This is a genomic window from Maridesulfovibrio frigidus DSM 17176 (assembly GCF_000711735.1).
Taxonomy (GTDB): Bacteria; Desulfobacterota; Desulfovibrionia; order Desulfovibrionales; family Desulfovibrionaceae; genus Maridesulfovibrio; species Maridesulfovibrio frigidus.
Genome location: NZ_JONL01000005.1, coordinates 12,975 through 27,666, shown reverse-complemented (window position 1 = coordinate 27,666; position 14,692 = coordinate 12,975). Strand labels below are relative to the sequence as shown.

General features: G+C 41.9%; 11 protein-coding genes. 5 read left to right on the top strand and 6 right to left on the bottom strand.

The window, feature by feature from the left end:
- Positions 1–97 precede the first annotated feature (97 nt).
- The 3 genes from modA (at position 98) to BR06_RS0110820 (ending at position 2,617) form a co-directional block, all read left to right on the top strand.
- Entirely contained in the window at positions 98–838 is a 741-nt protein-coding gene (gene modA / locus BR06_RS0110830) for a molybdate ABC transporter substrate-binding protein (RefSeq protein WP_031482837.1), read from the top strand.
- Positions 831–1,589, top strand: coding sequence for a molybdate ABC transporter permease subunit (modB, locus tag BR06_RS0110825; RefSeq protein WP_084154109.1), 759 nt, complete (start codon positions 831–833; stop codon positions 1,587–1,589). Before modA ends, modB begins: the two co-directional genes overlap by 8 nt.
- A gap of 77 nt (positions 1,590–1,666) precedes the next feature.
- Entirely contained in the window at positions 1,667–2,617 is a 951-nt protein-coding gene (locus BR06_RS0110820) for a hypothetical protein (RefSeq protein ID WP_031482833.1), read from the top strand.
- A 9-nt stretch (positions 2,618–2,626) separates the two neighbouring features.
- Here the strand turns inward: BR06_RS0110820 and BR06_RS0110815 are convergent, their stop codons facing one another.
- Entirely contained in the window at positions 2,627–4,372 is a 1,746-nt protein-coding gene (locus BR06_RS0110815) for a uracil-xanthine permease family protein (RefSeq protein ID WP_084154107.1), read from the bottom strand.
- 350 nt (positions 4,373–4,722) lie between these two features.
- On the opposite strand from BR06_RS0110815, the gene BR06_RS19735 reads away from it, so the two are divergent.
- On the top strand, positions 4,723–5,556 hold the full coding sequence (locus BR06_RS19735; protein ID WP_031482829.1) for an EF-hand domain-containing protein: 834 nt from the start codon (positions 4,723–4,725) through the stop codon (positions 5,554–5,556).
- A 111-nt stretch (positions 5,557–5,667) separates the two neighbouring features.
- On the opposite strand, the gene BR06_RS0110805 is transcribed toward BR06_RS19735, so the two are convergent.
- From BR06_RS0110805 to BR06_RS19730, 3 genes are all read right to left on the bottom strand, one after another.
- A complete protein-coding gene (locus BR06_RS0110805; protein WP_169738239.1) occupies positions 5,668–6,915 on the bottom strand; it encodes a BamA/TamA family outer membrane protein in 1,248 nt (415 codons plus the stop codon).
- Between the two features lie 417 nt (positions 6,916–7,332).
- On the bottom strand, positions 7,333–8,310 hold the full coding sequence (locus BR06_RS0110795) for an HD domain-containing phosphohydrolase (protein WP_031482825.1): 978 nt from the start codon (positions 8,308–8,310) through the stop codon (positions 7,333–7,335).
- 250 nt (positions 8,311–8,560) lie between these two features.
- Entirely contained in the window at positions 8,561–10,846 is a 2,286-nt protein-coding gene (locus tag BR06_RS19730; protein ID WP_051677018.1) for a PAS domain-containing protein, read from the bottom strand.
- Positions 10,847–11,275: 429 nt separating this feature from the next.
- On the opposite strand from BR06_RS19730, the gene BR06_RS0110785 reads away from it, so the two are divergent.
- Positions 11,276–12,787, top strand: coding sequence for a hypothetical protein (locus BR06_RS0110785; protein ID WP_031482821.1), 1,512 nt, complete (start codon positions 11,276–11,278; stop codon positions 12,785–12,787).
- Positions 12,788–12,962: 175 nt separating this feature from the next.
- Here BR06_RS0110785 and BR06_RS0110780 read toward each other — a convergent pair whose 3' ends face one another.
- Positions 12,963–13,886, bottom strand: a complete 924-nt coding sequence (locus tag BR06_RS0110780; RefSeq protein ID WP_031482819.1) for a formate dehydrogenase accessory protein FdhE — start codon at positions 13,884–13,886, stop codon at positions 12,963–12,965.
- 61 nt (positions 13,887–13,947) lie between these two features.
- Positions 13,948–14,682 (bottom strand): 4Fe-4S dicluster domain-containing protein, encoded by a 735-nt coding sequence (locus BR06_RS0110775; protein ID WP_031482817.1) that lies wholly within the window; start codon positions 14,680–14,682, stop codon positions 13,948–13,950.
- Positions 14,683–14,692 lie beyond the last annotated feature (10 nt).

The window sequence follows — 14,692 nt, the reverse complement described above, 5'->3', positions numbered from 1 at the left end:
TCGCGGGCGGCGGCTTCTATTTTTCGAGTGTATTAAAGCTGTTTTTTGATTACAGCGACCTGTGGAACTGGGTGCAGGCAAACTTTGGAGGATCCATATGACCTTATTCAAAAGAGTTCTACTTGCCCTTTTATGGATTTGTTTAACCTCTCAAGCGGTAAGTGCTGCAAGTCTTACCGTTGGTTGCGCTGCAAATTTCACAGGAGCTATGAAACAACTTGCTGTGATGTATGAAAAGGAAACAGGTAATGAAATCCTTTGCTCTTTCGGCTCAACAGGAATGCTCTATGGACAGATTACCAACGGCGCTCCTTATGATTTATTTTTTGCGGCCGATGAAAAACGCCCGGATCTTTTATATACTTCCGGCCTAGCTGAAAAGCCGTTGTTGTATGCAACAGGAAAGGCGGTTCTCTGGTCTTCCGATAAAGGGCTGGCAGAGGCTCTTGATTGGAAGGAAGCGGTTCTTTCATCTAAGATAGAACATGTTGCTATTTCTAATCCTAAGACAGCCCCATACGGATCTGCTGCTCAGGAAGCACTGATTAAGGTCGGTCTTCTTGATAAACTTACACCCAAGCTGGTGTTCGGGAAAAGTGTCGGAGTTGCGTTTCAGTTTGCATATTCCGGTTCCGCAGAGGCCGGATTTATTGCTCTTTCGCAGGCTCTGTCGGGTAAAGGTATGGAAGGTAAATATTGGGCTATTCCCGAAGCTGGTAAGGTTAAGCAGTCCGTGGCCATTATTAAATCAGGTAAAGTTTCTGAGTCCGGCGCATTCTTGGCATGGATGAAAACTCCCTCCGTCCGCGAGGTTATAAAGGAGTATGGCTATGAGTAATATGGACTTGTCATCTTTATGGGTGACCGTAAAACTTGCCTTAGTGGTGACTCCGATACTTCTAGTTATATGTTTACCGCTTGCGCACAGTCTTGCGCGCGGAAATATGCCGGGTAAACGCTTCATTGAAGCGGCCTGTAATCTTCCTATGGTTTTACCACCAACCGTGCTCGGCTTTATATTGCTTTTTGTTCTTGGGCCGCAGTCGTTTATCGGTGGAACATGGAAATCATTGACGGGTTCAAGTCTGACTTTTTCTTTTAGCGGGCTGGTATTCGGCTCCATTCTATATAGTTTACCTTTCGGAATCCTTCCCATGCGGGCGGCCTTTGAAAAGGTTGATCCGGGAATAATAGAAGCTTCCCGAGCTTTAGGGATGAATCCGTTTCAGACATTTATATATGTCACGCTACCTAATGTTGTGGGCGGAATAACTGCCTCAGCGGCCCTTATTTTCGCACATACTGTGGGAGAGTTCGGGGTAGCTCTTATGATCGGAGGCTCTATTCCAGGCTCAACACGCGTTGTTTCCATAGCCATTTTTGAACATACAGAAACCCTCGATTATGGTGCGGCAGGTATGCTTTCGCTTACTCTTCTTGTTATCAGCTATGGAGCTTTGCTGCTCATAGGCAGGCAGAACGGTGGGCATCCTCTGTCTGTTTCACCAAATACAAATTGCAGACAGGTTTATGCTGAAAAACATTCAAAATGCTACCGCAAAAAAGGGCCGCTAAGCCTTAGCGCTTAGCTGGTTTTAAATATTTATTTAGATAGGCTTCCTACGGAATCGTCTGTGTTTTTTACTTGTTACAAGTGGAGATTGATATGAATATATGTAAAACAAAATTGGGTGATGTTCCTGTTGCTGGTCCGGTAGAAATGCACATTAACGGTGCGGTAAGTATCTGTTCACCATCTGGAGAATGCGTGCTGAAAACTCCTGTTGGTGATCTTGTTCCGCAGTATTCTACTGACGATCTTAGAAGGAAGACTGTTCAGGCACTATCCTTTTTTGATTCAGGACTTCCCAAATCTATTCCACTCGAAGATAAGACTATGGTTACAACTCCACTTGGCAATATGTCAGCAGAACTGGTTACTTTTCACCCTAGTGGCGGGATAAGTAGGATCTTTCCTCTTAATGGAAAATTGTCAGGCTATTGGGCACAGGAAGATGAAGCAAAATTGGCTGATCCTATAACAATCGATACTCCGCTCGGTCCTATTACTACTAAGATTATAGGGCTTAGTTTTTATGAAAATGAAGCTTTGCGCAGTATCACATTGTGGCCGGGTGAAACTATCCACGTTCCTACTCCTGTTGGATCTGTTGAAACTAGAGTTGGAGTGAGCTTTTCATCTGATGGAACGATGGAGTCTGTAGAGCCGGGTGTCCCTTCGCTTATTGATACATATGTAGGTAAAATTCTTGCCTACGATTCTGACGCAGTAGGGATTCACGGGGATTCTAATTCATTGGTTTTCGGGAAGGATGGAAATGTTGCCCACATTGCGACAACCCTAACCAGCGTTATCGCACTAGATAAAGATGGTAAAAAGTCAGTGTTCACCCCTGAACACCGTGAAAGCATCTGTGGTGAAGGTGAAACTGAGGTGGTGCCTATGCATATTGAGTTTACCGAAAAGTCAGTTATGATTTCTCAGAACCCGGATATGCCTCCCATTTGTGTTCCTGTTGAGGGGCATAGCTTTTCAAGTCAGCCTTGCTTGCCGGGTTTGGCGCAGCCTTTAGGGTTTATGCCCTGCTCGATCTAATGTGTTCGATTAGCGATTAAGAGCTAGTTCGAAACTGATGTATGTATAACCGGAAATTGTCACATGGTTAACTTTAGTTGCAATTTGTCCTAGAATGGCTAGGCCCAGAGCGTTCAGTTTCTCGCCGCCAAGTTTTTCTGCGCAGAGTATTTCTCTAGCCGCAATCGCATCTGCTTCAGTCGCAAAGCGAACTCCTCCCGAAGCTTCTACAAGGAGACTCGTTTCATTTTTTCTTATAACGAAGGAGACAGGGCCATCATATTGGATGGCCCTGCACTCATCACAAATGTAAATAAAGACTTCTTCACAGGCCAGCTCCAAATATTTTCCGCATTTTTCATTCAGCTGCAGCTTAGATATCTTAAGTGTCAGTAACCGCATTAGCTCTGTAAAACTATCCATATTAGAACTAACCGTGATTCGCAGTCCGCGTTCTGTTCCGAAAAGAGTTACGATGGTAAGCACTACCGCGACCAGACCACCTAGAGCCACTCCATTTTTAACAAGTGGGTCTAAATAGTGGGGGAATGCTCCGGGAAAGAATTTGTCGCTTGAGGCAATAAGACCCGCGCATAGTGATAATCCTACGATTAGTCCATTGCGATGGTTCATTTCTGCCGTAATAAGTTGCATGCCCGCTGAAAAAAGATGCGCAACCAGAACAACTCCTACGCCTCCAATGACTGCATGCGGCAGGCTTACGAATAAGAGCACCATCTTAGGGGAAAAGGAAACGGTAGCTAATATTAAAGCCGCAATGGCGGCGACCCGTCTGGTCGTGACCCCTGTCATGTCCATAAGCGGAATGTTTGATGAGTGTGAAGATGAGGGTATTCCGCCTGAAAAACCTGCCAATAACATTCCAACTGTATTTGCGTATAATCCGCCTTGAAGGGCATCATAATCGATGTTTCTTTTTTCGGGGGCAGCTATCTGCTGTAGTGCCATGGCATCACCTGTATATTTGATGCTGGTGGCTAGTACCGCCAGAAGAAAAGTGAATGCAATCGCCCAGTGTTCCGGCTGATTCATTTGGATTGATATTCCCGGCCATTCTGCTTTTGGCAGTCCGATCCATGGAGTCTTAGATAGATCGGGGATTACCGGGAGTCCTGCCAAAATAGGTATAGTGCATCCTACAAAAATACCGAGAGCCAATCCCCACGGACGCAATTTTTTCCTACCGAACCATTCTACTGCAAGCATTACAAAAATAGTTATAGCCCCAAGAGCAATATCAACGGTGACGGGCCAATGATTTATGCTGCTTGTGTCTGTCCAGGTTGCAATTGAGTCTTTTAGCAGCCCAACTACAGCAAGCATAATAATCACTCCGCCAACAGTCGGAGTTAGGATATGGCGCATGAATCGTATCAAGTAACTAAAAGCAAATTGAAATGGTGCAGTCAATAAGACCATACCGGCTAATAGTTCCGGCCCTCCAAGTGCAAGAGCTGAGTGTGAGCAGGACATGAATGCTCCGGATGTTCCCATAAACATCGGCGAGCCCAACCCTATTTTTTTGCCGCGTATCAATTGTAATAGAGTTGAAGCCGCAGCACAGAGGGATGTCGTGAAGATCATGTAGTGAGCATTTCCCACAGATAAATTAAGCATATTTGCCAGCATTACCGGCACTAAAATAATTCCAGAGAAAAGGACTATCACGTGCTGAGCTGCCAGCATCATAACTATCCATATGGAAGGTCTTTGATTTCTAGGTGTTTGATCCGTAATTTTTTCGGTTAATTGCATGTAGAAGGCCTAGCATAAGAGTTTATGGCTTCATACTATAAAGGCAGTTTATACCGCCCAGGGGGTGCAGATAGGGATGTTTGATAGCTTTTACGGGTGGTCTAATTTTAATTTTTTAATTTTTTAATTTTTTTTAATTTTTTTAAGCTCATATATTTATATTAAAATATAACGATAATAGGGTGTTCCAGTTTGATGTGGACTGTCTTGCTTTTATGTTTATTACCGACTTTATAGGTCTTAACTTTTCTTAATAAAATATGGGATGCATCTTGCTCGTACTCTAATCAGGGATAAATGTGGCACTTTCTGCCACTTTTAACAGGCAAATTGGAGCAAGGAGGACGGCCATGAGTATTTCAGGTGTTGGCAGTTACATGAGTTCGGAAATGTCTTCTGAGATGATGTCCAAAATGCGTGAGTCGCGTGAGGGCGGGAGTAAAGAAGATTTCGTAAGCTCGATATTTGGAGATAATGACGGCGACGGAAACGGCTTACTTAGTCTTGAAGAATCAGGTATGGGCGAGGATATGTTTGCCTCTGTTGATACAGATGGTGACAGTCAGGTCTCAGAAGAAGAAGTTTTAGCTGATATGGAAAAGCGCCACGAAGAAAAGGCGCTTATGGGCGAGCTTAGCGTGATGATGCAGGGTGGTGGTAGTGGCGAACAAAGTGATCTATTAGATTCTTTCATGGATGAGCTTGATCTAGACGGCGACAGCCTGATCAGCATGGAAGAAAGTGGTTTATCTGAAGAGCTGTTCAGTGTGCTTGATGGCGATGGTGATGGCAATATTTCAGGTGAAGAGTTAGAGGCCTCAACGGCACCACCTCCGCCACCGCCTCCTGCGGAAGACAGTTCTGACGTTACCGCAAGTTCTGAAGTTACTGCAAGTTCTGCTTCGTCTACCTCTGAGTCTGAGAGTGAAACAGAATATGATGAGTATGATCTGAATCAGGATGGCGTAGTTTCAAGTGAAGAATTGCGACAGGCTTTCATAGATGGTGATCAGAGTCTCGCAGGTGTTTTTGGACAAAATGAGAGTCAAGGAGCTGAAAATACTGGAGCTACCTCCCAAAGTGATGGCGCTGACGGTCAGTCTCCACTGACAAGAATGGCAATGCGCGCATATCAGGAACAGAATAACGAAGCTTACACAGGATCTCAGGGAGCAGTTGTCTAGTTTTACTTTGCTCTATAGATAACGGCTTGTTATTGCGGAAAGTAAAAAACTCACGAATGAAATATTCGTGAGTTTTTTGTTGTTTGGTAAAATGAGTAAAGGTGCTGCAAGTTAAAAAGTCTGCGCTATATTGACTCTAATTCGCCATGTTTCCGGTGAAAATGCGGTGTCGATGCGGCCTAAATATTTATTCACCAGCGCTGCAACGCCAACGCCTGCATCGTATTTCATGTCTTGGTGAAGCTCGGATATGGACCACATAGGAGCAACTCGTCCTAGTTCTCCGAATATTATGAACTGAATCCAGTCCACCTTGGCAATGGTCATATTCTTAAATGGATTCCATTTCGGGATATAACGATATTCTGCGCTGTAATATATAGCGGCTTTGTCCCAGAAACGGTTGTTGTCAAAGCCGCGCATGCGGTTGAGTCCACCTAGAGTAGCTCCTTCAAATGAGGGGGGCAGATTATCAGACAAAACGGCTGCGGTCCAAAATCCTAATGCAAGAACTTGCTGCCGCGCATATTCTGTTTCGCCGAAAGATATGAATTTGCTATATTCGAAGTCTATGGAGGTCCAAGAGCTATCGTTAGTCAGAGCGCCTATGCCTTGAGACATTTGCAGTCTTTGCTTACTACCCGTTGTCGGGTTGAGCGGAAAGTCGGTATTGTCATAGCGGATTGCTATTTTACCGCCTGCTGTTTCATAATTCTGCATCCCGTCGATAACATCATCAACACTTTGCTGACGATAAAAAGGGGTCAACTCAAAGTAGGTGAGACCTCCTTTCATTGGATTCCAGTCTTCGCCGCCGGTTGCGCCGGAAACTAACAATCCGTCTTTTAGAGCATAGGTTGCGATGGGGGTATCTTTGGCACCGCCCCATGGAAATATGTATTTGAACGTCGCTTCCAGTCTAGTGTCGTTTCCGCGGCCGCGATATCTGTCATCAACATTTGAATCGTTAGAACCACCTCTGGTTCCTTCGCTCGGGCCGTCGAATATCCACAGGTCCGGTGAATTTTCATAAATAGCAAGTGAGTCAAGGAATATGCGGTTTGAAAAGAAAAGCTCATGGTTGTTAACTACTCCAATCCCTGAAAAAGCGCCGTCAGTTGATAGATACGCGGTTCCACCAATACTCATCTGGCCTTTTTGGAAGCCTGAAATTCCACCTGCCACACCTAATGCGAGACCTATCTGATCGGATCTGAAAATGTACGGAGCAATAAGTGCACGTGTTCCGTTTGCATCAGCTTCACCTGCTTGTTTAAGTATGGCAGGGCCGAAGGCAGCCTTTCCAGCAAGGCAAGGGATGGCTGTGAATAGCATTGCTGTGAGTATGACAATGCTCATGCAGAATGATGGAAAATTAGTAAGTGTTTTTTTCAAGTTGGGTAGCTTTTGATGCGTTATAGTTGAGTCTTGGGTACGGGGATATTCTCTCCGCATTTTGAGCATTTTATCGATTTGTTCTTATGTCCAATATCAACGAGTTGAATATGCCCACATTTTTGGCACTTGCGCTTCTGCTTAAAAGCGGCCTTGAGAGATGAGTATATTCCCCACATAATTGCATCCTTTTAAATATTCCCTGAGGGAAAAGGTTCGTTTCGTTTTGAGGGATAATTTTGCCACAAAGCAGAACGATTAGATATTACTTGTTGGAGAAAAAAACGGAGATGTAATTAATTCTCTAAGGGGAGGAGGAAAAAGGGGGGAAGTAGCTAAAAGAGCTGAACTAAATTGTTGGGCAGCTGAGTCTCCCAATAACTAGCGTATGAATTTACTTTCGCACTCTATAAAAGCATCGACGACCATGGGATCAAAGTGGTTGCCTCGCCCTTCAAGGATAATGGCGTAGGCTGCTTCATGAGTAAAGGCTTCTTTGTATACACGTTTTTGAGTCAAAGCATCGTATACATCGGCGAGAGCAACAACTCTTGCTGCCAGTGGAATGTCTTCGCCGGAAAGTCCATTGGGATAGCCTGACCCGTCAAATTTTTCATGATGATTGAGCGCAATATCTGCAGCCATTTGCAGGTAGTTTGCGTTGGGGTAACTCTGGGCACACTGATTGAGGGTTTCATAGCCAACCTGGCTGTGCTTTTTCATTTCATTGAATTCATCGGCAGTGAATTTTCCGGGTTTGCGCAGGATTGAATCTGCAATGCCTACTTTGCCGATGTCGTGCAGGGGACTGGTTAGGAAAATATCTTCAACGAAGCTCTGTTGGTAGGTTTTGTCCAGTTTTCCTGTGTTTAGCAGGTTTTCTGCCAGTATTTTTGAAAAATGACGAATACGGTCGAGATGTTCGCCTGTATCTGAATCTCGTGATTCAGCCAGCTTCGCTAATGAAAATATTACAATATCACGTGTTTGCAGGTTGATAATTCGCATGGCTGGTCCGAGTCTGGCAATGACTTCAGCTTTGCGGAAGGGTTTGACTATAAAGTCATCTACACCCTTGGACATGGCATTCGAAAGGTCTTCCATAGAGCTTTTGGAAGTTACCATGATAATGTAGGTGTAATGAACACTTTCTGCTTTTCGGATCTTTTCGCATAGAACAGGGCCGTCCATTCCTGGCATAACCCAGTCCATGACGATGACATCAGGCTGTTCTGACTGCCATGCGTCCCAGCCTTCATCCCCGTCGTTGGCTGTGACTACTTTATGCCCAAGCGCAGAAAGGAGTTTCCCCATCTTCGCTCTGCTAACAAGGTCGTCGTCAACAACCAGTAGTTTCATATTGTCTCCAGTTTCGTAATCTTAAATAAAATTTGAAGTAAACATATTGAGGCATTTATATCCTTTACTAAACACCAAAGTTAATTGCCTGCTCGAGTCGATGACTACTGCCACAGAGGTATTAATTTTGCAATTGTAATGTCTTTTAACTATTTATAACAAAGTTAAATTAAAGTTAAAAAATTATTTTAAAAGAACTGTCAGCATTATCTACAACTCTAAGCGACTCTAATGCCAACAAAACTCAGGATTAGGATTCACCTGTAGTTTCGCATGAATCCGCTACAGGGAGTCTAATTATGAATCGGGTGTTCATTCCTAAAGTTGATTCGACTTCCATAACTCCATTGTGTTGATCTGTAATAATAAAATATGAAACTGACAGCCCCAATCCTGTCCCTTTGCCAACATCTTTTGTTGTATAAAATGGATCGAAGACTCTTTTTCTGACCTTATCATCCATGCCTGGGCCGTTATCCTCAATTTCAACGATTATTTCTCTGTCACCATTTTTAACTCTAAACACGAACATGGGTGATATTGATGTATAATTCTTTTCCGCCATAGCTTCAGCACCATTTTTCAGAATATTCAAAAAAACTTGCTGTATCTCATTGCCGAGGCAGCATACTTTTGAAATTTCAGGCTCATACTCTCGTTTGATTATGACTTTTCTAAAATCGTAATCGTTTTTTAAGCTATAATCGCTGGCGGCCAATTCTACTGTTTTATCTAAAAGAACAGCAAGGTTATGGAACTCAACATTCTTGTTACTTTTCCGGCTGAATTGAAGCATATTCTGTACTATTGTTGAGGCGCGCACTCCTGCTGTTTGAATACTTTCGAGCATTGAAGTTATTCCCCGGTGAGCGAAGTATTCTCTAATGTGTTCCAGGTCCGTGCCGCATTCTTTTGCTGCAGATGTGTTCTTTTCAATATCCGTATAAATACGATTTTTAATATTTTGAACAGCTCCTAGTATTCCTGCAAGCGGATTGTTAATTTCATGCGCCATGCCAGCTGCCAAGCCGCCAACCGACATCATCTTCTCAGTCTGAACCATTATTTGTGCTGTCTTTTTTTGTTCGGTTATATCCACATGGGTGCCGATTAGCCTTATTGGTGATCCATCTTTAGCTGTAACAGCAACTTTGCCGCGGCTTAAAATCCATTTCCATTTTCCATCTTTTGTTCTCATCCTGAATTCTAAAGAAAAGAGGTTTTCCCGGTCATTTTCAGAGAAATTTTTTACGTAATCTCTTAGAAGTTTTTCGGCTCGTCCCCTGTCCTCAGGATGCACCAAACGGCTCCATGTTTCATAAGTATGGGGTAGTTCATAAGAATCGTAGCCTAGCATTTCAAAATATCGAGGATTAAAGTAAGTCTTGTTTGTTTTTAAGTCCCAATCCCAAAGCCCATCACTTACTGCACGAAGGGCCATATCATAGCGCTCTTCGCTGTCTTTAAGGCTTTTTTGAATACGTTTTCGCTCTTCCAACTCGGCTTCGAGGTCTCTAGTGCGCTGCGCAACCTGTCTTTTAAGCGTCCGATTCATTATAGTGAACAATATAATAATGAGAGCAAATAATGCCGTTCCAAGAAGTGCCCAGCGCTTGACTTTATTTGGGTTGAAACCTTGCTCATATTGGACTGACAACCACGTATTTTGTATTGCAGCTACATCTTTATGAGACATGGCTTGAACTGTTTTTGAAATGATTGAAGCAAGCTCGGGCCAATCACTGCGAATTCCCATAGTTAATTCAAGGTCGTTGAATTTTGCGGGGGCTGCTATTTTAAGATTGGAAAGCCCATAGTGACGAATAAAGCAGGCAACCACCGGAAGAGCATTGATAGTCGCGTACGATTCACCGGTAGCTACTTCTTTGAGGGAGTCCAACGTGGGGGTAGGGGTTTTTATTATTTTGAGATTGAAGGATGGATAATTTTTTTCAATTTGTTTTTGCAGGATGAATCGTTCTTGTACACAAACTCTCTTTGCGTCTAGGTCGGCTAGGCCTCCTACAAAATCTGCGTCGCTACGTGTTACTATAACCCAAGGTAAAGTTTGGTATGGCACTGTGAAGTTCATATTTTTTTTGCGATCAGCGGTGGGCTGAATTGCGGGGACCATGTCCACACCTTTCCGCTCTTTAATGTCTTTCAAAGCATCGGACCATGAAATATCCTTTTGAGTGATATATTTGAATTTTATGCCGTATGCTTTGGATATAATGTCGAGGTAGTCTATGGCGATCCCTGATACTCCATTGTCAGTCATCATAAACGGGGGCCAGTTTCCAACTCGTGTGATTACTTCTTGATTATTTTTGAGCCAGACGAGTTCAGCCTCAGAAAGCTGGACTCGCTTTTTGATGGCTTCAATTTCGATGTTACTTGTGCGGCCAGTTTGTTCTTGAGGATCTCCAAACGAAGACTCTGCGGGGATCAATAGTATAAATAAGAAAAATATAAAAATTAAGTCACATTTATAATATATATTTTGTTTTTTAAGTTTGGCGCTTTTTTTTATCATTTATTTCTTTTTCGAAAGTTTAAATAGCGACTTTATATTATGACAGAATTTGAATGTTTAGCACGTAGAAAGAATACCATAGCCGAGATAAAAAATAAATAACTATCACTTAAGAAAGTGGGCTATCTCTGATGTGGTAAAAGTATTTAAATGGATGTCTTGAAAGGTTTTGACCACTATAAAAAATTTAGAAATTTGTTGAGGCTGTAACTGTTTGCTTGGGTTGATTATTGCTATCACGGATGCGTTTAAAATTGCAATTATATTGTGTGGGAATAATCTATTGTTTAGATTGGAGGTTAAGAGATTGGGTGGTGGAAGTGTTGTTAGTGCATAATCTAAGTGGTTTTAACTCTGTGATTATTGGCAAAGTAATTGATCAGTTTATTATGATATAATCTTAAATCAATATGGCGAGAGTGATTGACAATGAATGATATGAAATCGACTATCAGTATAGCTGGAAAGAGCATCTTAATTTTCGGAAATGAATCAAGTGAAGAATGTGTATATCAAGATTTAGTAGACCAGCTTAGAAGGTATAACATATTTGAATCTTTGAACTGGATCGGCAAAAAATCATACCATTTATCAAATTATGATAATGTTAATAGCATTTTAGCCTATGTTTCAATGGTGTTAATAAAACACTGTAATGATCATCGCACAAAAAGTATTGATGATAATGGGCTATTAAAAGTAGTGGAGAGTTACGTTTGTCTTAAAGATCCCCTGTCAGAAGATGGTGATGGAGTAGCATATTTATTACGTTATGGAGCTGTGTGTTGGGATTATGCACGTCCAATTATGTATACCATTCCGAGAACATATCTTTTGTTTTCGAAGTTGTGGGGGGAGTGCAGTAAAGTCACTATAGACCTTAAAAATGATATTGAAGAAATAACAGGGCTAAAGTTAGAAGATTTGCTTTATATGGCCTTACTATTTCATTCTAGATCAAAAAATGGACATGTTCTTAAATATAAAGATTCGAATGTTTCATTGTTGAATGATGAAAATCAAAATTTGTTTTTTAAATTTGTATCCTGTGAATATGAAACCTTTAGGAATGAATGCAAAGAAATTCGGACTGGGTATGAAAAATATTCTTTTAATCCTCTTTTAAAGTTTCCTCTTATCAGGTCGCAAAAAAGGCCATATGAGCTTGATGTTAAGCCGTACTTAGTACCCGTTCCAGATCTGCTACTGTATCGCGTTACCAATGGTCTTTTTTTTGATTTGGCTGAACGCTATAGGGGAAGAAAGAAGGATAATCCTTTTAGAACATCATTTGGATATGTTTTTCAAGATTATGTAGGTGAATTGTTGAAAAGAACAGTTCCTGAACATCAAGTTCTTCCTGAGTTTAAGTATGATAAGACCAATGATTCTCCTGATTGGTTGCTGTTGGATGGAGATAAACTAGTGGTTCTTGAAGTGAAGCATCCCATACTATATTTGAATGCAAAGCAATTTGGAGAATCTGCTACTGTCAAAAAAGATTTAAAACAAACTATTGGGAAAGCTGTTATTCAGTTGTATAAATTTGAAGAAGCTATAAAAAGTAGTAATGACATCAAATTGTCTCGTTTTAAACAATGTAAAATTCAACGATTAATAGTTACCTACGATAGTGGATATTTTTTAAATTCATTTATAAAAGACTGCTCTGAAGAAATACTGAAAGATAGTATTGGTGTTGTTCCTGATAATTTTGACTTCCAAGCTATTTCAATAGATGATTTCGAGTATCTTATAGGGGGATATGGGAAGTATTTGTTTTCTTTTTTAAAGAACAAAGTATGTTCTAAAGAGCATCGAGAGATGGATTTCAGGGAATATATTTATGCTCAAAACAATTCTGATCAATGTAAGAATGAATTTTTAGAAAGTGTGTTTGATGACTTTTTATCAAGACAATGCCGGCGGACCTCAGAATAGTAATCCGATATTCCAGTTTTACATTTTTAACAGATTTCTTACTCGATTTCATAAGAAAAAGGGCTAACTAATTCCTTAGTTAACCCTCTTTTTATCTCTTTCAATAATACGAATCTGTAGATCCAAGCACACACCTAAGCGCTTTTGTGCTCAACTTCATATTCCATCAAAACCCTTACAAAGAATTCCACAAAGTCTCAGCCATAGGCTCATAACCTTCTTCCTGCGCTTTAACATCAAGATGCACTAAACTTAGCGGTGCAATGCGCGGATCAGGCATTTCTGTTAAATCGCGGGTGTCGATGGTGACGTAGTATCGTTTGCAGGTATCGCAAATATCAGCGCGTTCTGTCTTTGTTTCTTCTGACTGAAGGTAGCTCAGCTTTTTATAATCTTCGCTATCACACCATGGACAAATATTTCTTTTGATGCGCCATTGGTGATCGCAACATGAGCAATGCATCCAGCGTTGTCCACCATGGCCTGCCATGTATTCGGCATTTTCGGTTATTTTCTTCTTAAGTAATGACATGTCCGGGAAGCAGCCGCAGATCGGACAATATCCTTTATTCCAAACCATGTTTTCGATTTTTACTGCGGCTTCATCCTTCATGCGATTCATGAAAGGTTTGAGCGAAAGTGAACCTAAAATTGTAAGTATTGTGATATCCACACTTGCTTCTTTTGCAAAAACTTCGATAGCGTTGTTATCTTCTTCCCATACGCATCTTGCTAAGTCATTGAGACTGTCTGAATCTTTCAAAGCATCGATTATATCTGTAACCTTATCGGCTATTGCGGGCATTCCTTCAGCAAGGGCCGAAGCCATATTCCAAAAAATTTTCGAAAAATAATTGTCTAGGCTAGGCATATCCATACCTGCGAGAATTGGAACTCCCTGTTCAAAGCGTAGAGCATCAGCTTCGGGGGTTTTAAAGTCATTCCATTTTTCGAGCAGAATGCGGCCGTCTTCCTGCGCCTTTAGTATTGGACCGAAGGCATCAAAAATATTTTCTAAAGCGGGAGTTTGCTCACGCAAAGCAAGGAGTCCAGTTAGTACATCGTGCTTACTGGTTGAGGGGGACTGAATATTTTCCATAAAATTTACTCCTGCTTAAAACGGGGCCTGAATAAATTCGGGCCCCGGGTTATAATTTCAACTATCCGAAGATACGCTTTGCGGGCTTAGTCATGCCGGCAAGGAAGTTCTTGCGCGACATAGGTTGTCCGACTGCCGAATTGTCAGCAGTTACAAACTCATAGTAGCGTTCTGGCGTATCCATAATCAAGTAGACGATGTTTACATCGTCAGCATCGACTATTGAAGCTCTTGGGTATTCTTTTTTGACTTTCACAAGAGTTTTCTTAGCCAAAGCTAACATATCAGCGCGGTCTCCGTAGTTCATGGTTCCGGTCGGGCAAGTCTTTACACACATAGGTATAAGTCCTGCCTGCTGACGATCGATACACATATCGCATTTCATCATCATTCCAGTTCCAGTATTACGGCGTGGAACATTGTAAGGACAAGCTTCGGTAACTTCTTCGCACTCATCTTCTTGCAATTTCTTGCAAAGATCAGTGTAGATAATAGCACCGGTTTTTTTGTCCTGAACAACTGCACCTTCCACGTAACTATTGGCAACTTCCAGACAAGGAGCATCAAGGCAATGGCGACACTGGTCGGGGAAGAAATACCACTCGACCTTGCCGTCTATGCGATGCTCGCTGAAACGTACCAATTTATAAGTTGAAGCGTTCAAATCAGGTGGATTCTGATGTGTTCCGCTTTGTTTAGTAGCTGTCGTAGGTAGATCGTGCCATTCCTTACAGGCTATCTGGCAACCGCGACAAGCCGTACATCTCGATGTATCGACAAAGAATGCTTTAGGCATTTTTTACTCC

Bases quoted from the DNA above. Each gene is read 5' to 3' on its own strand.
- modA (WP_031482837.1), top strand. From the start codon at position 98: ATGACCTTATTCAAAAGAGTTCTACTTGCCCTTTTATGGATTTGTTTA.
- modB (WP_084154109.1), top strand. From the start codon at position 831: ATGAGTAATATGGACTTGTCATCTTTATGGGTGACCGTAAAACTTGCC.
- BR06_RS0110820 (WP_031482833.1), top strand. From the start codon at position 1,667: ATGAATATATGTAAAACAAAATTGGGTGATGTTCCTGTTGCTGGTCCG.
- BR06_RS0110815 (WP_084154107.1), bottom strand. From the start codon at position 4,372: ATGCAATTAACCGAAAAAATTACGGATCAAACACCTAGAAATCAAAGA.
- BR06_RS19735 (WP_031482829.1), top strand. From the start codon at position 4,723: ATGAGTATTTCAGGTGTTGGCAGTTACATGAGTTCGGAAATGTCTTCT.
- BR06_RS0110805 (WP_169738239.1), bottom strand. From the start codon at position 6,915: ATGAGCATTGTCATACTCACAGCAATGCTATTCACAGCCATCCCTTGC.
- BR06_RS0110795 (WP_031482825.1), bottom strand. From the start codon at position 8,310: ATGAAACTACTGGTTGTTGACGACGACCTTGTTAGCAGAGCGAAGATG.
- BR06_RS19730 (WP_051677018.1), bottom strand. From the start codon at position 10,846: ATGATAAAAAAAAGCGCCAAACTTAAAAAACAAAATATATATTATAAA.
- BR06_RS0110785 (WP_031482821.1), top strand. From the start codon at position 11,276: ATGAATGATATGAAATCGACTATCAGTATAGCTGGAAAGAGCATCTTA.
- BR06_RS0110780 (WP_031482819.1), bottom strand. From the start codon at position 13,886: ATGGAAAATATTCAGTCCCCCTCAACCAGTAAGCACGATGTACTAACT.
- BR06_RS0110775 (WP_031482817.1), bottom strand. From the start codon at position 14,682: ATGCCTAAAGCATTCTTTGTCGATACATCGAGATGTACGGCTTGTCGC.